The 20,737-nt window shown below is 60.3% G+C and carries 20 protein-coding genes; 16 read left to right on the forward strand and 4 right to left on the reverse strand.

Features of this window, described 5'->3' with window-relative positions; translation table 11 throughout:
* Positions 1-161: 161 nt before the first annotated feature.
* The 3 genes from CAG47_RS01910 (at position 162) to CAG47_RS01920 (ending at position 3,645) form a co-directional block, all read left to right on the forward strand.
* Entirely contained in the window at positions 162-1,514 is a 1,353-nt protein-coding gene (locus CAG47_RS01910; protein WP_085723225.1) for a nucleobase:cation symporter-2 family protein, read from the forward strand.
* Between the two features lie 183 nt (positions 1,515-1,697).
* Complete coding sequence (locus CAG47_RS01915; RefSeq protein WP_085723226.1) at positions 1,698-2,483, forward strand: outer membrane protein OmpK; 786 nt, start codon at positions 1,698-1,700, stop codon at positions 2,481-2,483.
* A gap of 376 nt (positions 2,484-2,859) precedes the next feature.
* Positions 2,860-3,645, forward strand: coding sequence for an outer membrane protein OmpK (locus CAG47_RS01920; RefSeq protein WP_085723227.1), 786 nt, complete (start codon positions 2,860-2,862; stop codon positions 3,643-3,645).
* A 99-nt stretch (positions 3,646-3,744) separates the two neighbouring features.
* On the opposite strand, the gene CAG47_RS01925 is transcribed toward CAG47_RS01920, so the two are convergent.
* Positions 3,745-4,899: a patatin-like phospholipase family protein gene (locus CAG47_RS01925; RefSeq protein WP_085723228.1), complete on the reverse strand. Its 1,155-nt coding sequence runs from the start codon at positions 4,897-4,899 to the stop codon at positions 3,745-3,747.
* Positions 4,900-5,064: 165 nt separating this feature from the next.
* Positions 5,065-5,997 (reverse strand): lipid A biosynthesis lauroyl acyltransferase, encoded by a 933-nt coding sequence (locus tag CAG47_RS01930; RefSeq protein ID WP_085723229.1) that lies wholly within the window; start codon positions 5,995-5,997, stop codon positions 5,065-5,067.
* Between the two features lie 118 nt (positions 5,998-6,115).
* On the opposite strand from CAG47_RS01930, the gene minC reads away from it, so the two are divergent.
* The 7 genes from minC to CAG47_RS01960 all read left to right on the forward strand — a co-directional run bounded on the left by minC (position 6,116) and on the right by CAG47_RS01960 (position 12,988).
* Entirely contained in the window at positions 6,116-6,853 is a 738-nt protein-coding gene (gene minC / locus CAG47_RS01935) for a septum site-determining protein MinC (protein WP_085723443.1), read from the forward strand.
* 202 nt (positions 6,854-7,055) lie between these two features.
* Positions 7,056-7,868, forward strand: coding sequence for a septum site-determining protein MinD (minD, locus tag CAG47_RS01940; protein WP_085723230.1), 813 nt, complete (start codon positions 7,056-7,058; stop codon positions 7,866-7,868).
* Between the two features lie 3 nt (positions 7,869-7,871).
* Entirely contained in the window at positions 7,872-8,126 is a 255-nt protein-coding gene (gene minE, locus CAG47_RS01945) for a cell division topological specificity factor MinE (protein WP_007974947.1), read from the forward strand.
* Positions 8,127-8,267: 141 nt separating this feature from the next.
* Complete coding sequence (locus CAG47_RS01950) at positions 8,268-8,903, forward strand: RluA family pseudouridine synthase (protein WP_007974948.1); 636 nt, start codon at positions 8,268-8,270, stop codon at positions 8,901-8,903.
* 212 nt (positions 8,904-9,115) lie between these two features.
* The gene (locus tag CAG47_RS01955; protein ID WP_085723231.1) at positions 9,116-10,405 is read left to right on the forward strand and encodes a M18 family aminopeptidase; all 1,290 of its coding nucleotides are present in this window, start codon (positions 9,116-9,118) and stop codon (positions 10,403-10,405) included.
* A gap of 174 nt (positions 10,406-10,579) precedes the next feature.
* Positions 10,580-10,756: a hypothetical protein gene (locus CAG47_RS28630; protein WP_177408902.1), complete on the forward strand. Its 177-nt coding sequence runs from the start codon at positions 10,580-10,582 to the stop codon at positions 10,754-10,756.
* A 126-nt stretch (positions 10,757-10,882) separates the two neighbouring features.
* On the forward strand, positions 10,883-12,988 hold the full coding sequence (locus tag CAG47_RS01960; protein WP_085723232.1) for a mechanosensitive ion channel family protein: 2,106 nt from the start codon (positions 10,883-10,885) through the stop codon (positions 12,986-12,988).
* A 49-nt stretch (positions 12,989-13,037) separates the two neighbouring features.
* Here the strand turns inward: CAG47_RS01960 and CAG47_RS01965 are convergent, their stop codons facing one another.
* Complete coding sequence (locus CAG47_RS01965) at positions 13,038-13,751, reverse strand: UTRA domain-containing protein (RefSeq protein WP_085723233.1); 714 nt, start codon at positions 13,749-13,751, stop codon at positions 13,038-13,040.
* 363 nt (positions 13,752-14,114) lie between these two features.
* On the opposite strand from CAG47_RS01965, the gene CAG47_RS01970 reads away from it, so the two are divergent.
* The 6 genes from CAG47_RS01970 to CAG47_RS01995 all read left to right on the forward strand — a co-directional run bounded on the left by CAG47_RS01970 (position 14,115) and on the right by CAG47_RS01995 (position 19,535).
* Positions 14,115-15,182: an ABC transporter substrate-binding protein gene (locus CAG47_RS01970; RefSeq protein ID WP_085723234.1), complete on the forward strand. Its 1,068-nt coding sequence runs from the start codon at positions 14,115-14,117 to the stop codon at positions 15,180-15,182.
* Positions 15,183-15,347: 165 nt separating this feature from the next.
* Positions 15,348-16,154 (forward strand): alkaline phosphatase family protein, encoded by an 807-nt coding sequence (locus CAG47_RS01975; RefSeq protein ID WP_085723235.1) that lies wholly within the window; start codon positions 15,348-15,350, stop codon positions 16,152-16,154.
* A gap of 5 nt (positions 16,155-16,159) precedes the next feature.
* Positions 16,160-16,996 carry an ABC transporter permease subunit gene (locus CAG47_RS01980; RefSeq protein WP_177408903.1) on the forward strand — a complete coding sequence of 279 codons (837 nt, stop codon included), beginning with the start codon at positions 16,160-16,162 and terminating at the stop codon, positions 16,994-16,996.
* Complete coding sequence (locus CAG47_RS01985) at positions 16,983-17,783, forward strand: ABC transporter permease (RefSeq protein ID WP_085723237.1); 801 nt, start codon at positions 16,983-16,985, stop codon at positions 17,781-17,783. The genes CAG47_RS01980 and CAG47_RS01985 overlap by 14 nt, the downstream gene beginning before the upstream one ends.
* Positions 17,780-18,769 (forward strand): ABC transporter ATP-binding protein, encoded by a 990-nt coding sequence (locus tag CAG47_RS01990; protein ID WP_085723238.1) that lies wholly within the window; start codon positions 17,780-17,782, stop codon positions 18,767-18,769. The genes CAG47_RS01985 and CAG47_RS01990 overlap by 4 nt, the downstream gene beginning before the upstream one ends.
* 112 nt (positions 18,770-18,881) lie before the next feature.
* A complete protein-coding gene (locus tag CAG47_RS01995; RefSeq protein WP_085723239.1) occupies positions 18,882-19,535 on the forward strand; it encodes an HAD family phosphatase in 654 nt (217 codons plus the stop codon).
* Positions 19,536-19,646: 111 nt separating this feature from the next.
* Here CAG47_RS01995 and CAG47_RS02000 read toward each other — a convergent pair whose 3' ends face one another.
* Entirely contained in the window at positions 19,647-20,609 is a 963-nt protein-coding gene (locus CAG47_RS02000; RefSeq protein ID WP_085723240.1) for a zinc-binding dehydrogenase, read from the reverse strand.
* Positions 20,610-20,737 lie beyond the last annotated feature (128 nt).

Raw genomic sequence — 20,737 nt, forward strand, 5'->3', positions numbered from 1 at the left:
AAAAGCTTCGCGAGCAGGCTCGCTCCCACACAGACAATGCAAAAACCTGTGGGAGCGAGCCTGCTCGCGAATGGCCGCAAAACGGCCCACCTGATTCGAATACAGCTGCCGGCAGCATTGCAGTTGTAAATCACAAGAATAAAAAAGATCCGAGGTGTTGCATGTCCGAGCTATCCGCAGCGCGCATCCCCGACGCACCCGCCATTCAGCGTTTGCCCCTCTTGCAACTGATCCTGGTCGGTTTGCAACATGTTCTGCTGATGTATGGCGGCGCCATCGCGGTGCCGCTGATCATCGGACAGGCCGCTGGCCTGAGTCGTGAAGAAATAGCCTTCCTGATCAACGCCGACCTGCTGGTCGCCGGTATCGCCACCATCGTCCAGTCCCTCGGCATCGGCCCCATGGGCATTCGCATGCCGGTGATGATGGGCGCCAGTTTCGCGGCCGTCGGCAGCATGGTCGCCATGGCCGGCATGCCCGGTATCGGCCTGCAAGGGATCTTCGGCGCGACCATCGCCGCCGGGTTCTTCGGCATGCTCATCGCCCCGTTCATGTCCAGGGTCGTGCGCTTCTTCCCGCCACTGGTGACCGGCACGGTCATCACCTCGATCGGTTTGTCGCTGTTCCCCGTGGCCGTGAACTGGGCCGGTGGCGGAGCGAGCGCCGCTCAATTCGGTTCGCCGATCTACCTGACCATCGCCGCACTGGTACTGGGCACCATCTTGCTGGTGCACCGTTTCATGCGCGGTTTCTGGGTCAATATTTCCGTGCTGATCGGCATGTGCCTGGGCTATGTGCTCTGCGGCCTGCTAGGCATGGTCGACCTCAGTGGCATGGCTCAGGCGCCATGGCTGCAGTTCGTCACGCCGCTGCACTTCGGCATGCCGAAGTTCGAACTCGCACCGATCCTGTCGATGTGCCTGGTGGTGGTGATCATTTTCGTCGAGTCCACCGGGATGTTCATCGCCCTGGGCAAGATCACCGGCCAGGAAGTCTGCCCACGCATGCTGCGTCGCGGCTTGCTGTGCGATGCCGGCGCCTCGTTCTTCGCCGGGTTCTTCAACACCTTCACCCACTCCTCCTTCGCCCAGAACATCGGCCTGGTGCAAATGACCGGTGTGCGCTGCCGCTCGGTGACCATCGTTGCCGGCGGTTTGCTGATCGTCCTGAGCCTGCTGCCCAAGGCCGCGTTCCTGGTGGCCTCGATTCCGCCAGCGGTTCTGGGCGGCGCGGCCATCGCGATGTTCGGCATGGTCGCCGCCACCGGGATCAAGATTCTCCAGGAAGCCGATATCGGTGACCGTCGCAACCAGTTACTGGTGGCGGTGAGCATCGGCATGGGTCTGATCCCGGTGGTGCGCCCTGAGTTTTTCGCCCACCTGCCCGTGTGGATGAGTCCGATCACCCACAGCGGCATCGCCATGGCCACCCTCAGCGCGCTGACGCTGAACCTGCTGTTCAACATCCTTGGCGGCGCCGAGCGCGCGACCATCAACGACTGTCACGCCCACTAACACAGAAGCGCCGCCCCTGTAGGAGCGAGCAAGCTCGCGATGAACCCGAGAACACCGCGTGTATCCAGATAACACGCGTAATCGTTGACGACCATCGTCGGAGCGCCGCCCGGAGCCTGCTCGCTCCTACAGGGTTTGGGGTTGCCTGCGCCTCGCAAAAATAAAAACAAGAGGGAGCAACAGATGATTCGGAGACAAACCAGCTTGCTGTTGAGTGGTGGCCTGTTGGCCGCGAGTCAGGCCATGGCCGGCGATTTACTGCTGTGGCAGACCAACAGCCTCAGTTACCTGTATGGCAAGGATTTCGTGGTCAACCCGCATATCCAGCAGACGATCACCTTCGAACACGCCGACCGCTGGAAGTACGGCGACAATTTCATGTTCATCGACAGCACTTACTACAACGGTGAAAAAGACCGCAACAAAGGCGTTCACGCCTACTACGGCGAGTTCAGCCCACGCCTTTCCCTCGGCAAGATCCTCGACCGCCGTTTCGAATTCGGCCCGATCAAGGACGTGCTGCTGGCGATGACCTACGAGAACGGCGAAGACGACACCGAGGCCTACCTGATCGGCCCCGGTTTTGACCTCGCAGTACCGGGCTTCAACTTTTTCACCTTGAACTTCTACTACCGCCAGACCGAAGGCTCGCGTCCTGGCGATGATGTCTGGCAGATCACGCCGGCCTGGTCCTACACCCTGCCTCTGGGCAACTCGAACCTGTTGATCGACGGCTACATGGATTGGGTCGTGGATAACGACCAGAACTCCAATGGCACCTACCACGCCAACCTGCACTTCAACCCACAGGTCAAGTACGACCTGGGCAAGGCCCTGGGTTGGCGGGAGAAACAGGTGTACGTCGGCGTCGAGTACAGCTACTGGAAAGACAAATACGGCATCGAAAACAGCGACAAATTCGACACCAATGAAAACACCACCAGCCTGCTGGTGAAGGTGCATTTCTGATGCAGCCCCGCAACCGTGCCCCAAACCTGTCGTCGGTGCGCCGTTGCGGAGCACTTGAGACCTGGCCGAGGAGTCAGTATTCTCCGCGGCCGCCCGAATCCGGTTTAAAAAAAAGCCCGGATGTAAAACCTGACCAGAAAGCCAACTTATCCCGGCTCTGGACGGTACCAAGGCATTCCCACCCCCCTCTCAATCGACTGCTCTCGAGCAGCCGAACGGGAGTTTTTTTGCTTTTCGAAAGCCTTGGCGCAGCCCTTGCCGACGGCATTGAAGCTGACCGATTGGATGGATTTTTTTACAGCTACAGAAAAAGGCGCCACACCAGAGCGCCGACCTTAAAAAACACGTGGAACACCTACTTTTTGGGAGCAACCGAATGAAACGTATGTGCACTAGCCTGATGCTGGCGGGATCGATGCTGGCGGGGGGGCAGGCCATGGCCGGCGACCTGCTGCAATGGCAGAACAACAGCCTGACTTATCTGTATGGCAAGGACTTCCAGGTCAACCCGCGCATTCAGCAGACGGTCACCTTCGAACACGCCGATGGCTGGAAGTACGGCGACAACTTCTTCTTTATCGACAAGATCTTCTACAACGGCAAGGAAGACGCCTTCGCCGGCAAGAACACTCACTACGGCGAGCTCAGCCCGCGCCTGTCGTTCAACAAGATCTTCGACCAGAAGTTCGAGCTGGGCCCGATCAAGGACGTGCTGCTGGCGATGACCTACGAATTCGGTGAAGACGACACCGAGTCGTACCTGATCGGCCCTGGCTTCGACCTGGCCATCCCGGGCTTCGACTACTTCCAGTTGAACTTCTACAACCGTCACACCGAAGGCGACCGCCCGGGCGACAACATCTGGCAGGTCACGCCGGTCTGGTCCTACACCATCCCGGTGGGTGGCTCGGATGTACTGATCGACGGTTTCATGGACTGGGTCGTCGACAACGACGTCAACAGCAAAGGCGAATACCACGCCAACCTGCACTTCAATCCTCAGGTCAAATACGACCTGGGCAAGGCACTGAATTTGGGTGCCAAGCAGTTGTACGTTGGTGTTGAGTATGACTACTGGAAAAACAAGTACGGGATTGAAGACAGCCAGGGCTTCAAGACTGATCAGAGTGTGACCAGCTTCCTGGTCAAGGTTCACTTCTGATCACGTAGGAGCGAGCAAGCTCGCGAGGGGCTGGAAAACGCCACGGGGGGGTCAGGCTCCCAGCGTCATCGTTAACGTCCATCGCGAGCTTGCTCGCTCCTACATCAACCCCAGAAACCGGCACAACTCCCCACGCTTGGCCAACGCATCGCGCCGCCCCAGTTCGATCAATTCACTGCAATACCCCGCCTCGAACAGCAGGTAACTCAACACCCCGGCCCCGCTGGTCTTGGTCGCACCCGGTCCGCGTAAAAAAAGGCGCAATGCAGGCGGCAGCTCCTGGCGATGTCGCGCGGCAATTTCGTCGATCGGCTGGCTCGGTGAAATCACCAGCACCTCCACCGGCGCCACGCCCAATGCCCGGGTGGGCGTGCCGTCGGGCATCAGGTGACTGAACTGGTTCAGGCGCTGCAACAGTTCGATGTCACTTTCCAGGCTGTCAATGAACGTACTGTTGAGCATGTGCCCGCCGATCTGCGCCAGGGTCGGCTGCTGGCCGGTGTAGCTGCGCTGCAAGGGTTGTTGCGGGTCGAAACCGCGGGGGTTGCCGCTGACACCCACCACCAGCACCCGGCTGGCGCCCAGATGCAGCGCCGGGCTGATCGGCGCCGACTGCCGAACCGCGCCATCGCCGAAATACTCTTCGCCGATTTTCACCGGGGCGAACAGCAGCGGAATCGCCGAACTGGCGAGCAAGTGTTCGACCGACAGTTGAGTGGGAACGCCGATGCGTCGATGGCGCAACCAGGCATCGATCCTGCCGCCGCCCTGATAGAAGGTGACAGCCTGACCCGACTCATAGCCGAACGCCGTGACCGCCACCGCATGCAATTGCTTCTGTGCGATCGCTTCGGCGATGCCGCCCATATGCAGTTTGTGGTTGAGCAAATGTCGCAGCGGAGCGCTGTTGAGCAGCGCCACCGGTATGTGCCTGCCGATGCCGAGCAAACTGTGGCCGACAAAGCGGCTGGCCTGGCGGATCACCCCTGGCCAGTCGCTGCGCAACACCATATGACTGCGAAAGCCCTGCCAGAACGCCGTCAGGCGTTCGATGGCGTTATGAAAGTCCATTGCTCCGCTGGCGAGGCTGACGGCATTGATCGCGCCCGCCGAGGTACCGACGATCACCGGAAACGGGTTGCTCGCCCCCGGCGGCAGCAACTCGGCAATCGCCGCCAGCACCCCGACCTGATAGGCCGCCCGAGCCCCGCCACCGGAAAGAATCAACCCTGTAACCGGTTCAGCTGGACTCATGCACGACTCTCCATGGTGCTTGATGGGATTTCATTGTTTCGACTTGTTCCCCTGTAGGAGCGAGCAAGCTCGCGATGGTGGACAACGATAACGCGGGGTACCTGACACCCCCGCCGCGTTTTAACGACCATCGCGAGCTTGCTCGCTCCTACAGGGAAGCGGGATTCAACGGCGCTTGGCGTACAGCTTGGGCTCGCCCGGCGGACGGCTCTTGAAGCGACGGTGGGCCCACAGGTATTGCTCGGGATATTCGCGCAGAACGCCTTCGATCCACTGATTGATGCGTATGCAGTCTTCTTCTTCGGTTTCGCCGGGGAAGCCCTCGAGCGGCGCATGGATCACCAGGCGATAACCGCTGCCATCCGCCAGACGCTCCTGGGTGAACGGCACCACCAGCGCCTTGCCCAGCCGCGCAAACTTGCTCGTGGCGGTGACGGTCGCGGCCTGGATGCCGAACAGCGGTACGAAGATGCTTTGCTTGGCGCCGTAGTCCTGATCCGGTGCGTACCAGATCGCCCGGCCCGAGCGCAGCAACTTGAGCATGCCGCGCACGTCTTCGCGCTCCACCGCCAGCGAGTCGAGGTTATGCCGCTCGCGGCCCTGGCGCTGGATGTAGTCGAACAGCGGGTTCTTGTGCTCGCGGTACATGCCGTCGATGGTGTGCTGCTGGCCGAGCAACGCGGCACCGATTTCCAGTGTCGTGAAGTGCAGCGCCATCAGGATCACGCCCCTGCCCTCGCGCTGGGCCTTTTGCAAATGCTCCAGCCCTTCGACATGAGCGAGATTCGCCAGACGTTTGCGCGACCACCACCAACTCATCGCCATCTCGAAAAAAGCGATGCCGGTAGAGGCGAAATTCTCCTTGAGCAGGCGTTTGCGTTCAGTGGCGGTCTTTTCGGGAAAACACAGCTCCAGGTTGCGTTTGGCAATGCGCCGCCTGTCGCCGGCCACGCGATACATCAAAGCGCCCAGGACACGACCGATCCACAGCAGGGCCGGATACGGCAACTGGACGATCAGCCACAACAGCCCCAGGCCACACCAAAGCGGCCAGAAACGTGGAGATAGAAATGCTTTTCGAAAACGCGGGCGGTCCATTAATGCTTCCGGAATGACAATGGCCGCGCATTCTACATCGTTCGACCCGGCTTGCGGCCTGCGGGCGTTCTCGTTATAAGTCTCGGCACTTTTAGTGACAAGTCGTTGTATGCCGACCATGAGCCAAACCGAACCGCTAGACCAAGATCCCGTGTTCCAGTTGAAGGGCAGCATGCTGGCCATTACGGTGCTGGAACTGGCCCGTAACGACCTCGAAAGCCTTGATCGGCAACTGGCCGCCAAGGTCGCCCAGGCGCCCAACTTCTTCAGCAACGCGCCGCTGGTACTGGCCCTGGACAAACTCCCGGCCAACGAAGGCGCGGTCGATCTACCCGGTCTGATGCGCGTGTGCCGCCAGCATGGCCTACGCACCCTGGCGATCCGTGCCAGCCGCATCGAAGACATCGCCGCCGCCATCGCAGTCGACTTGCCGGTGCTGCCACCGTCCGGTGCCCGGGAGCGTCCACTGGACCTGACCGAAGGCGAACCGAAGAAAAAACCGGAAAAACCGCCCGAGCCGACCATCAAGCCGACGAAAATCATCACTTCGCCAGTACGCGGTGGCCAGCAGATTTATGCCCAGGGCAGCGATCTGGTGGTGGTCTCTTCGGTCAGCCCGGGGGCGGAACTTCTCGCCGATGGCAACATCCATGTATACGGCCCGATGCGTGGTCGTGTGTTGGCCGGCGTCAAGGGCGACACCAAGGCGCGGATATTCTGTCAGCAAATGAGCGCTGAACTGATTTCCATCGCCGGGCATTACAAGGTTTCCGAAGATCTGCGCCGCGACCCTCTATGGGGTTCGGGCGTGCAGGTCAGCCTGTCCGGCGACGTGTTGAACATCATTCGGCTTTAACGGATACTGCCGCATTTTCCAAGCATCTCTAAAACGTAGCGAAAACGGCTCAAACGAAGTAGGAAAAAGGCCGAAAGCAGTGTTTACCGGGGGTAAACGCCGCTCAAAACCGGATTCCAGCCAAGGCTGTCCGACTGCAGTAGTTTTTCAGGAGATGTTTTTCAGGGACTGAAAGGTCCTTTTTCCTTAGGGGTGAAACACCTTGGCCAAGATTCTCGTGGTTACATCCGGCAAGGGTGGTGTGGGTAAGACCACCACCAGCGCCGCTATCGGTACCGGCCTCGCTCTGCGCGGTCACAAAACAGTTATCGTCGACTTCGACGTGGGTTTGCGTAACCTCGACCTGATCATGGGTTGCGAGCGCCGTGTGGTGTATGACTTCGTCAACGTGGTCAACGGCGAAGCCAACCTGCAACAGGCCCTGATCAAGGACAAGCGCCTGGAAAACCTCTACGTGCTGGCCGCCAGCCAGACCCGCGACAAAGACGCGCTGACTACCGAAGGCGTGGAAAAAGTCCTGATGGAGCTCAAGGAAACCTTTGAGTTCGTGGTCTGCGACTCCCCGGCGGGCATCGAGAAAGGCGCCCACCTGGCCATGTACTTCGCCGATGAAGCGGTCGTCGTGACCAACCCGGAAGTCTCCTCGGTGCGTGACTCCGACCGCATGCTCGGCCTGCTGGCCAGCAAGTCCCGTCGTGCCGAACGCGGTGAAGATCCGATAAAGGAACACCTGCTGATTACCCGTTATCACCCGGAGCGTGTGAGCAAAGGCGAAATGCTCGGCGTAGAAGACGTCAAGGAAATTCTTTCGGTGACCCTGCTCGGCGTGATCCCGGAATCCCAGGCGGTGCTCAAGGCATCCAACCAGGGTGTGCCGGTGATTCTCGACGACCAGAGCGATGCCGGCCAGGCCTACAGCGATACCGTTGACCGCCTGCTGGGCAAGACCGTGGATCATCGATTCCTCGATGTACAGAAGAAGGGATTCTTCGAGCGCCTGTTTGGAGGCAACTAAGCAATGAACCTTTTTGACTTCTTTCGTGCCAACAAAAAGCAAAGCACCGCGTCGGTAGCGAAAGAGCGTCTACAGATCATCGTGGCGCACGAACGCGGCCAACGCAGCACCCCGGACTACCTGCCGGCCTTGCAGAAGGAACTGGTCGAGGTGATCCGCAAGTACGTCAATATCGGGTCCGATGACGTGCATGTCGCACTGGAAAGCCAGGGCAGTTGCTCGATTCTGGAACTCAATATCACCCTACCTGATCGCTGAGTCGATCCGTCAGGAGCCACGGCGGTTGTAGGGGCGAGCTTGCTCGCGAAGGTGTGTCAGCGACATAGATTTCGCTGATACTCCATCGCGAGCATGCTCTCTCCTGCAGCCGCCGTTGGCGTTTGTTACGAGGCTGTTTCAATGCCGTTGTCCAACATCCACATCATCCATCAGGACGCCGCCGTGCTGGTGGTGAACAAACCGACCCTGTTGCTCTCCGTCCCTGGCCGGGCCGATGACAACAAGGACTGCCTGATCACCCGACTGCAGGAAAACGGCTACCCGGAAGCGCGAATCGTCCATCGGCTGGACTGGGAGACGTCCGGCATCATCCTGCTGGCCCGGGATCCGGATACCCATCGCGAGCTGTCCCGGCAATTTCACGACCGCGAAACCGAAAAGGCCTACACAGCCCTGTGCTGGGGTCAGCCGGAACTGGACAGCGGCAGCATCGACCTGCCCTTGCGCTACGACCCGCCGACCAAGCCACGGCACGTGGTCGATCACGAATTCGGCAAGCACGCGCTGACCTTCTGGCGAGTGCTCGAACGTTGCGGCGACTGGTGCCGCGTTGAACTGACACCGATCACCGGCCGTTCCCACCAGTTGCGCGTGCACATGCTCTCCATTGGCCATCCATTGTTGGGCGACGGGCTCTACGCCCACGAGCAGGCGCTGGCAGCCTGGCCGCGCCTGTGCCTGCACGCGAGCATGCTCACGTTCACCCATCCCCAGACCGGCGAACGCCTGCGCTTCGAGTGCCCGGCACCGTTCTGAGCGAAGGCGAACCCTGCAGGAGCGAGCATGCTCCGGGCGGCGTTCCGACGATGAGGCCGGCGCATCCAACATTGATGCTGGCTGACACTCCGCCATCGCGAGCATGCTCGCTCCTACAGATTCAATTTGGGTGACCAGCCCCCACCATCAGCGCGGCGCCATTTGACAAGCCAATACGTTAAACTGGCGCCATTGCTGTCTGGAGCTACTTTATGCGCGAAGAGTTGAACCAAGGCCTGATCGATTTCCTCAAGGCCTCCCCTACCCCGTTCCATGCCACCGCCAGCCTCGTTCAGCGCCTGGAAGCGGCGGGTTATCAGCGCCTCGACGAGCGCGAACCGTGGAATACCGAAGCCAACGGCCGTTACTACATCACCCGCAACGACTCTTCGATTGTCGCGATCAAGATGGGCCGCCACTCACCGCTGCATGGCGGCATTCGCCTGGTCGGCGCCCACACCGACAGCCCGTGCCTGCGGGTCAAGCCGCAACCGGAGTTGCAACGCCAGGGTTTCTGGCAACTGGGTGTCGAAGTCTACGGCGGCGCGCTGCTGGCGCCATGGTTCGACCGTGACCTGTCCCTGGCCGGCCGCGTAACCTTCCGTCGCGATGGCAAGGTCGAAAGCCAGTTGATCGACTTCAAGGCTCCGGTCGCGATCATTCCGAACCTGGCGATTCACCTCAACCGTGAAGCCAACATGGGCTGGGCCATCAACGCCCAGACCGAACTGCCGCCGATCCTCGCGCAATTTGCCGGTGACGAGCGCGTGGACTTCCGTGCCGTGCTCACCAATCAGCTTGCTCTGGAGCATGGCCTGAACGCTGACGTGGTGCTCGATTACGAGCTGAGTTTCTACGATACCCAAAGCGCTGCGGTCATTGGCCTGCATGGCGACTTCATCGCCGGCGCGCGGCTGGACAACCTGCTGTCGTGCTACGCCGGCCTGCAAGCACTGCTGACGGCCGACACCGACGAAACCTGCGTACTGGTCTGCAACGACCACGAAGAAGTCGGCTCCTGCTCTGCCTGTGGTGCCGATGGCCCGATGCTTGAACAAACCTTGCGTCGCCTGCTGCCCGAAGGTGATGAATTCGTACGCACCATTCAGAAATCCCTGCTGGTTTCGGCGGACAACGCCCATGGTGTGCATCCGAACTACGCCGACAAGCACGATGCCAACCACGGCCCGAAACTCAACGCCGGCCCGGTGATCAAGGTCAACAGCAACCAGCGCTACGCCACCAACAGCGAAACCGCCGGGTTCTTCCGACACCTGTGCATGGCTGAAGAAGTGCCGGTGCAGAGTTTCGTGGTGCGCAGCGACATGGGCTGTGGCTCGACCATCGGCCCGATCACCGCCAGCCACCTGGGCGTGCGCACCGTGGACATCGGCCTGCCGACGTTCGCCATGCACTCGATCCGCGAACTGTGCGGCAGCCATGACCTGGCGCACCTGGTCAAGGTACTGAGCGCGTTCTATGCCTGCCGCGAATTGCCGTAACAAAACCCTGTAGGAGCGAGCAAGCTCGCGATGGACGTGAACGATGACGCTGGACGCCTGACACCCCGCGGTGCTCTCTAGTCCATCGCGAGCGTGCTCGCTCCTACAGATACAGACAACTCCGCTCAAAAAAGCGGCCTAGACTTCAAGTATCTCCTCGACAAGGCTGTCTCCATGATTTCGCTGTCTACCTTTAACGCCATGCTGATCCCGATTCTCGCCGGAATGCTCCTGCTGGCTATAGGCTTCAACTTTCGCGACAAAAATGCCGGGGTGTTCGCCATGTGGATCGGCATGCTGACCATTCTCGCGACCGTGGTGATCAAGATCCTCGCCAAACTCAACGAATAATTCATCGCCCTTGTCTCGCATTGATTTTGACGGGCTCGTACACTCGGTCGATCCGCTCCTTGTAAGGTTGACCGCCTAGTGCTCGTTCGTCTTTTTGCCCTCCCGTGTATTGTCCTTGTCTGCCTGATGACGCTGCTGTCAGTAGCGCCCGCCCAGGCGGCCGGCCTGCCAGGCCTGCTCAACCAGGCCAAGGCGCAGCCCGAGGCACAGGAACCCCTCGGGCAATCCCTGGACGAAGTGATCAAGCAACTGGAAAACGATCAGCAACGCAGCAAGCTGCTGGCCGACCTGAAAAAGCTCCGCGATACCACCAGACAGGCCCAGCCGATTACCGAAGAAGGCGTACTCGGTCTGATTGGCGGGACCCTGGCCAGTTTCGAGAAAAAGTTTTCCGGCGACGACAGCCCCCTCACGCGCTGGTCCAGCGAGTTCGATCAAGCCAGGGAAGAACTGGTGGCCCTTGCCTTGCCGGCCAATGAATGGCTGCCCATGCTGTTCGCCTTTGCCATGATCCTGATGGTCTGGAGCCTGCTGGCCGCCGCCCTGATCTGGATCAGCCACCGCGTGCGGATGCGTTTCGGCCTGACCGAAGAACTGCCGCAACATCCCCGGGCCCTGGATATGCTGCGCTTCGCCTTGCGCAAACTCGGGCCATGGCTGATCGCCCTGGTGATCACGGTCTACCTGAGTTACGCCCTGCCCTCGTCCCTGGGCAAAAGCCTGGCCATGGTCCTGGCCTATGCACTGGTGGTCGGCACCTGCTTCTCGGCCATTTGCGTGATTGCCTTTTCCCTGCTTGACGGTCCGCACCGCCATCGCGCCTTGTATATCCTGCGTCACCAGGCGTTTCGGCCGTTGTGGCTGATCGGCAGCTTCGCCGCGTTTGGCGAAGCGCTGAGCGATCCGCAACTGGTCGACAGCCTCGGCAGCCATCTGGCCCATACCGCCGCGACCGTCGCCAATGTCCTGGCAGCGCTGTCCACGGGGCGGTTCATCCTGCGTTTCCGCCGGCCGATCGCCCACCTGATCCGCAATCAACCGCTGTCCCAGCGCCTCACCCGCCGCGCTCTCAACGACATCCTGTCGATTCTCGGCACCTTCTGGTACGTACCGGCGCTGGTACTGGTGGCCATCTCCCTGTTCGCGACGTTCATTTCTGCCGGCGACACCAGCACCGCTCTGCGCCAGTCGCTGATCTGTACCGTTTTGCTGGTGTTGTGCATGGTCATCAACGGCCTGGTACGCCGCCACGCCCTCAAACCCCAGCGCGGTATCCGGCGTTACGCCGTGTATTCGGAACGGCTGAAAAACTTCTTCTACACCATCGTCCACCTGCTGGTGTGGCTGGCCTTCATTGAGCTTGGCCTGCGGGTCTGGGGCATGTCGTTGATCCGCTTTACCGAAGGCGACGGTCACGAAGTCAGCGTCAAACTGTTCGGCCTCGCCGGCACGCTGCTGTTCGCCTGGCTGATCTGGATTCTCAGCGACACCGCCGTGCATCACGCCCTGACCCGTTCACGCAAAGGCCTGGCCAATGCCCGCGCACAGACGATGATGCCGCTGATCCGCAACGTTCTGTTCATCGCGATTTTCATCATCGCGCTGATTGTCGCCCTGGCGAACATGGGCATGAACGTCACGCCACTGCTGGCCGGTGCCGGCGTGATCGGCCTTGCCATCGGTTTTGGTGCGCAGTCATTGGTCGCCGACCTGATTACCGGGCTGTTCATCATCATCGAGGATTCCCTGGCCATCGACGACTACGTGGATGTCGGCGGCCACCTCGGTACAGTCGAGGGCCTGACCATCCGCACCGTACGCCTGCGGGATATCGACGGTATCGTCCACACCATTCCGTTCAGCGAAATCAAAAGCATCAAGAACTACTCCCGGGAGTTCGGCTACGCGATATTCCGGGTCGCCGTGCCCGCCAGCATGGACATCGACAACGCCATCAAACTGATGCGCGAAGTCGCCCAGAAAATGCGCACCGATCCGCTGCAACGGCGCAATATCTGGTCGCCGCTGGAGTTCCAGGGGGTGGAAAGTTTCGAGTCGGGCAACGCAATCCTTCGCGCCCGGTTCAAGACTGCGCCCATCAAGCAGTGGGAAGTGTCGCGAGCATTCAATCTGTCACTCAAGCGGCACATGGATGAAGCCGGACTGGATCTGGCGACACCGCGCATGAGTATCCAAGTCGTCACGGCAGGTAGCGGACCGCAGACAGAGTGATGCCACCGGTCATGGCTTCTCGCTTGAAGCTTGAAGCTTGAAGCTGCGTCTAAACCACCTCCACCCCGACATGAATTGCATCATGCCGCCAGAACTCCAGGTCGCAGTCGATCAACCGTTCATGCTGGTCATAGTTGACCCGGGCAATCCGCAGGCCCGGGCTGCCCACCGACACCTTCAAGGCCGCCGCCGCATCCACCGACAACGCCGTGGGCACAATCTCGAAACGCACCCGCCCGTAGTGCAAGTCGTAATGCCGCGCATACAGCTCGGTGATCGACTGATTCAAGTCGAAATCGAGTATCCCGGGAAAGTATTGCGGGTTCAGATAGTGCTCCACATACAGCACCAATCGCCCGTCGATGCGTCGTGAGCGGCAGATCTGGATCACACTCGACAGCGCCGGCAATTGCAGCCAGGCACAGACCGCCGCCGATGCCGGCTGCAATCGCGCCGAAATCACCTCGGTGGACGGCACCCGCCCCTGGGCGCTGACCATCGCGTGAAAATGGCTGCGCTGCATCAGGTTGTAGGCCAGGCGTGGCGGCGAGACGAACCAGCCGCGACGTTCCTCGCGGTAGATCTGCCCCTGGGACTCCAATTGCAACAACGCTTCACGCAACGTGATTCGCGTGGTGCCGAACAACTCACTGAGCTTGCGCTCGGCCGGCAGTTTGCTGCCAGGCGTCAACAGTCCGTGGTCGATCTGCTCCTGAAGGACCAGGCCAATGGCTGTTACCGCTTTTGTTGCCTCTTCACGCATCAACGTTTCCTATCTGGACTAGACCAGCACCAATTCAGGGCAGATCCGTAGCGCAAACCGGCCCATTCAATAGTCTGCAAGCGTAGGCAGCGCAGATGACCAAGGTGTGACAAAGCTGCCCAACGGTCACCACTCGCGGCGCCCAACAACCTGCAATTCATCGGCCAAGTCCCTTTCCTGCCGGGGCTTTGACCATGGTCTACGCTTATCAGGCCACTGGCGATACCGCCGAACAAATAGTCATTCCGGGCGACGAACGACATCAAAGTGTCATCCAGGCCCCTTAAATTGGCTCAGGTATTGCTGACCTAGACCAACACAAACCGCAATCGCAGCGTTGAACACGACCCAAGGAGCTTCGGAATGAAACAGTTTTTCCTGGCATCACTGTTAGGCTCGACCATTGCAATGTGCACCGCCGCCATGGCGGCCGACACCGATCTGAAAACCCTCGAAGCCGCTGCGAAAGCGGAAGGCGCCGTCAACAGCGTCGGCATGCCTGATGACTGGGCCAACTGGAAAGGCACCTGGGAAGACCTGGCCAAGACCTATGGCCTCAAACACATTGATACCGACATGAGCTCGGCCCAGGAGATCGCCAAGTTCGCCGCTGAAAAAGACAACGCCAGCGCCGACATCGGCGACGTCGGTGCCGCTTTCGGCCCGATCGCGGTCAAGCAAGGCGTCGTCCAGCCTTACAAGCCTTCGACCTGGGATCAGGTTCCAGCCTGGGCCAAGGACAAGGACGGCAACTGGGCGCTGGCCTACACCGGCACCATCGCGTTCATCGTCAACAAGAAGTTGCTGCACGGTTCCGAAATCCCGACCAAATGGGCAGACCTCAAGGGTGGCAAATACAAGGTCTCCATCGGCGACGTAAGCACCGCGGCCCAGGCCGCCAACGGCGTATTGGCCGCGGCACTGGCCAACGGCGGCGACGAGAAGAACCTGCAGCCGGCCCTGCTGCTGTTCGCCGACATCGCCAAGCAAGGTCGCCTGTCGATGGCCAACCCGACGATTGCCACCATGGAAAAGGGCGAAGTCGAAGTCGGCGTGGTCTGGGACTTCAACGGCCTGAGCTACAAAGCCAAGATGGCCAACCCGGATGACTACGTGGTGCTGATCCCGTCCGATGGCTCGGTGATTTCCGGCTATACCACCATCATCAACAAGTACGCGAAAAACCCGAACGCCGCCAAGCTGACCCGCGAATACATCTTCAGCGACGCCGGCCAGATCAACCTGGCCAAGGGCAACGCCCGTCCGATCCGTGCCGAGCACCTGACCCTGCCAGCCGAGGTGCAGGCCAAGCTGCTGCCTAACGAGCAGTACAAGAAAGTGACGCCGATCAAAGACGCGGATGCTTGGGAAAAGACCTCCAAGGCCCTTCCTCAGAAGTGGAACGAAGAAGTCATTGTCGAGATGAAGTGATGCTGTAAATCCCCCACTTCCGGGTCCCATAGGGATCCCTGTGGGAGCGGGCTTGCCCGCGATGAGGGACTGTCAGTCAACATCTGCGTTGAAAACAGATCGCCATCGCGGGCAAGCCCGCTCCCACAAGTGGATCGAGTGAATTTCAACTGGAGTTTTGCCCCTATGAAGCACAACGTCATCCTTGTCGTGCTCGACGGCCTCAACCATGAGGTTGCCCGCCACGCCATGGGGCACCTTCAGGCTTACGTCGGTGCAGGACGCGCCGCACTCTACAAACTGGAGTGCGAGTTGCCAGCCCTGTCCCGCCCACTGTACGAATGCATCCTGACCGGCGTTGCGCCCATCGACAGCGGCATCGTCCACAACAACGTCTCGCGCCTGTCCAACCAGCGCAGCATCTATCACTACGCCACCGACGCCGGCCTCGTGACCGCGGCGGCGGCCTATCACTGGGTCAGCGAGCTGTACAACCGTTCGCCCTTCGTGGCAGCCCGGGACCGTCACACCGATGACCCGCAATTGCCGATCCAGCACGGGCATTTCTACTGGAACGATCACTACCCGGACTCGCACCTGTTCGCCGACGCCGAAAGCCTGCGCCTGCGCCACGGGCCGAACTTCCTGTTGATCCATCCGATGAACATTGACGATGCCGGGCACAAGCACGGCCTCGACACGCCGCAGTACCGCAACAGCGCCCGCTCGGCCGACATCATCCTGGCCGACTACCTGCAAGGCTGGCTGGATGCCGGTTATCAGGTGCTGGTCACCGCCGACCACGGCATGAACAACGACCGCTCCCACAACGGCCTGCTGCCGGAAGAACGCGAAGTGCCTTTGTTCGTGCTCGGTGACGCATTCAGCTTCGACGCCAACGCCACGCCGAAACAGACCGACATCTGCGGCACTGTCTGCGAGTTGCTGGGCGCGCCCCACGACAAACCGGTCTGCCGGGAGTTGCTCAAGTGAATGCCATGACTCGCAGTAAATGGCTCGCAGCGCTTTGCCTGGTGCCCTTCGCAGTGTTTTTCATCGTGTTCGAAATTGCCCCGCTGACGTGGGTGATGATCAACAGCCTGGAATCGGAAGAGTTCGGCTGGGGCCTGGCCAACTTCAACAAGATCTTCAGCTCGAAGTTTTACCTGCAGGCCATCCAGTACAGCCTCGAGATCAGTTTCTGGTCCAGCGTGTTCGGGATCATCATCGCCATACTGGGTGCCTACTCCCTGCGCCAGGTCGATTCGAAACTGCGCAACTTCGTCAACGCCTTCGCCAACATGACCAGCAACTTCGCCGGCGTACCCCTGGCCTTCGCGTTCATCATTCTGCTTGGCTTCAACGGCAGCTTCACCATCATGCTCAAGCAGGCCGGCATCATTCAGGATTTCAACCTGTACTCGAAAACCGGGTTGATCATTCTCTATACCTACTTCCAGATTCCCCTCGGCGTGTTGCTGCTGTACCCGGCCTTCGACGCCTTGCGCGAAGACTGGCGCGAGTCTGCCGCGCTACTCGGCGCCGGCGGCTGGCAGTTCTGGCGGCACATCGGTTTGCCCGTGCTGACGCCGGCATTGCTGGGCACCTTCGTGATCCTGCTGGCCAACGCCCTCGGTGCCTACGCCACGGTGTACGCCCTGACCACCGGCAACTTCAACGTGCTGCCGATCCGCATCGCGGCGATGGTGTCCGGTGACATTTCCCTGGACCCGAACCTGGCCAGCGCCCTGGCCGTGGTGCTCGTGGCCTTGATGACCCTGGTGACCATCGTGCATCAGTTGCTGTTGAAGAGGAGCTACCATGTCTCGCGCTGAACTGGGACCCGCCGGTGTCTACCATCGCGCCGTGGTGTACCTGCTGTTTGCCATCCTGCTGCTGCCGCTGGCCGGCACGCTGGTCTATTCGATCGCCAGCAGTTGGTCGGCGACCATCCTGCCCAGCGGCTTCACCCTCAAGTGGTACATCCAGCTGTGGAGCGATCCGCGCTTCCTGAATGCGTTCGGGCAATCGCTGCTGGTCTGCGTCGGTTCGTTGATTCTTTCCGTGGTACTGATTCTGCCGCTGCTGTTCGTGGTGCATTACCACTTCCCGAAACTCGACGCGCTGATGAACATCCTGATCCTGCTGCCCTTCGCCGTGCCGCCGGTGGTGTCTTCGGTGGGGCTGTTGCAGCTCTACGGTTCCGGACCGTTCGCCATGGTCGGGACGCCGTGGATCCTGATCGGTTGCTACTTCACCGTGGCGCTGCCGTTCATGTACCGGGCGATCACCAACAACCTGCAAGCGATCAACCTGCGCGACCTGATGGACGCCGCCCAGTTGCTCGGCGCCAGCACCTGGCAAGCCGCCTTCCTGGTGGTACTGCCGAACCTGCGCAAGGGCCTGATGGTGGCACTGCTGCTGTCGTTTTCGTTCCTGTTCGGTGAGTTCGTGTTCGCCAATATCCTCGTCGGTACGCGCTACGAAACCCTGCAGGTCTACCTCAACAACATGCGCAACAGCAGCGGTCATTTCACCAGCGCACTGGTGATTTCCTACTTCTTCTTTGTGCTGGTCCTGACCTGGGCTGCCAACATCTTGAACAAGGACAAAAGCCAATGAGCTTCGTCAGCGTCCAACACCTTAAAAAAGACTATGCGGGCACCACGGTGTTCAGCGACATCAATTGCGAAATCCAGAAAGGCGAGTTCGTCACCCTGCTCGGGCCGTCCGGTTGCGGCAAATCCACCCTGCTGCGCTGCATCGCCGGCCTGACCTCGGTGGATGGCGGCAAGATCCTGCTCGACGGCCAGGACATCGTGCCCCTGAGCCCGCAGAAACGTGGCATCGGCATGGTGTTCCAAAGCTATGCCCTGTTCCCCAACATGAGCGTGGAACAGAACGTCGCCTTCGGTTTGCGCATGCAGAAGGTCAACGTCGACGACAGCCGCAAGCGTGTCGCCGAAGTGCTGAAACTGGTGGAGCTGCAAGATTTCGCCGCCCGTTACCCACATCAGTTGTCCGGCGGCCAATGCCAACGCGTCGCTCTCGCCCGCTCCCTGGTAACGCGACCACGGCTGTTGCTGCTGGATGAACCGCTGTCTGCGCTGGACGCGCGCATTCGCAAGCATCTGCGCGAACAGATTCGTCAGATCCAGCGCGAACTGGGCCTGACCACGATTTTCGTCACACACGACCAGGAAGAAGCCCTGACCATGTCTGACCGGATTTTCCTGATGAACCAGGGAAAAATCGTACAAAGCGGCGACGCCGAAACCCTCTATACCGCACCGGTGGATGTGTTCGCCGCCGGTTTTATCGGCAACTACAACCTGCTGGACGCCGACAGTGCCTCGAAGCTGCTGCAGCGGCCAATCAGCAAGCGCATCGCCATTCGCCCGGAAGCCATCGAGCTGAGCCTCAACGGCGAACTGGACGCGCAGGTACGCAGCCACAGCCTGCTGGGCAACGTCATTCGCTACCGGATCGAAGCCCGGGGCGTGGAGCTGGTCGTTGATGTGCTCAACCGTTCGGCCTCCGATCTGCACCCCGATGGTCAGCGCCTGGCGCTTTCCATCGATCCGACGGCCTTGTGTGAGGTAGCTTGACAGCAGCGGCAAGCTTCAAGCTGTAAGCTGCAAGTAAACTGCTGACTACCTCTATCCACCTTGCAGCTTGAAGCCTGCCGCTTGAAGCTGTTCTCAAGAGAGAACCCCACTAATGGCCCTGGCAATTTTTGATCTGGACGAAACCCTGATCCACGGCGACTGCGCCTCACTGTGGAGCGAGCAAATGGTCCGCCTCGGCTGGGTCGACAGCGAATCCTTCCTGCGCCGTGACAAGGAGTTGATGGATGCCTACGGTCGCGGCCACCTGGCGATGGAGGACTATATGACCTTCAGCCTCGAACCGTTGATCGGGCGTACACCGGAGGAGGTGGATCACTTGGTCGGACCCTGGGTGGAAGAGGTCATCGAACCGATCATCTTCAGCGACGCCACCAAAACCATCGCCGCCCATCGCAAGGCCGGCGACCGCATTCTGGTGATCTCCGCTTCAGGTACGCACCTGGTCGGACCGATTGCCGAGCGTCTGGGCATCGACGAGATTCTGGGCATCGAGCTGGAAGTTGCCCATGGTGCTTACACCGGCAATACCGTCGGCACCCTGACCTACCGCGAAGGCAAGATCACCCGCTTGCTGGAATGGCTGGATGCAGAGGAGGAAAACCTCGAAGGCGCGAGTTTCTATTCCGACTCACGCAATGACCTGCCGCTGTTGCTCAAAGTGGATCATCCCCACGTGGTGAACCCGGATCCGGTGCTGCGCGAGCAGGCTGAAAAGGCTGGGTGGCCGATCCACGACTGGGCATAACCAAGCCCCCTGTAGGAGCGAGCATGCTCGCGATAGCGGTGTGTCATTCAATAATGTATTGACTGACCCGACGCCATCGCGAGCATGCTCGCTCCTACAGGTTCCGTATTGTCAGTTCAGGCTTTCGTCAATCACCAACACCACCTTCCCCGCCACGGTATTGCTCGCCAATTCGGCAAACGCCGCCTCGGCCTCCTTGATCGGGAATGCCCTGGCAAGCTGCGGACTCAAGCGCCCCTCGGCAAACAACGGCCACACATGCTGGCTCAGGTCACTGAACAGATCGGCCTTGAACTGATCATCCCGGCTGCGCAACGTCGACCCCAGCAACTGCACACGCTTGGCCAGCACCTGGGCCAGGTCCAGTCTGGCCTCTCGCCCGCCCATCAGGCCGATCAACACCCAACGGCCATCCTGGGCCAGCAGCTTGAGGTTCAACGCCGCGTAATTGCCGCCCACCGGGTCGAGAATCACGTCGAAAGGCCCCAGATCCCTCAGGCTCTCCAGATCGCCATCACGCACCACGCCACCCTGGGCGCCGAGCGATTCGCAGTACGCCAGTCGTTCGGCGGAACCGACACTGACCCAGCACGGGTTGCCGAAAGCCTTGCACAACTGAATGGCCGCTGAACCGATTCCACTCGCTCCGGCATGCAGCAGAACTTTCTGACCCGGCTTGAGCGCAGCCAGTTGAAACAAATTCAGCCAGACTGTTGCATAGACTTCGGGCAATGCCGCCGCTTCGACCAATGACACTCCGTCGGGAACCGGCAGCACATGCCGCCCGTCGACAACCACCTCTTCAGCCATCCCGCCCCCGGCCAGCAAGGCACAAACCCGATCGCCAACCTGCCAGGAGGACCCGGCGCCGACCTCGCTGACCACCCCCGAGCACTCTAGACCGAGCACTTGGCTGGCCCCTGGCGGTGGCGGATAAAGACCTGCTTTCTGCAACAAATCGGCGCGATTGAGGCCCGATGCCGCCACTCGTATACGAACTTGTCCTACATCGCATGCAGGACTTGGTTCATCAACCCACACCACTTGACCGTCAACGCCTTGCAATGCTTTCACAGTGCCTCCATAGTGAGTCTGGACTGAGCCCGAAGCTATAGCGCCGGGCTTTTTGCATTATGCGACCGGTTCTCAAAGATCCGGCGACTTCAAAGACGGCCTAATATGCGTTATCAATTGTCCCCGCG

Source organism: Pseudomonas sp. R37(2017) (genome assembly GCF_002113375.1).
GTDB lineage: Bacteria > Pseudomonadota > Gammaproteobacteria > Pseudomonadales > Pseudomonadaceae > Aquipseudomonas.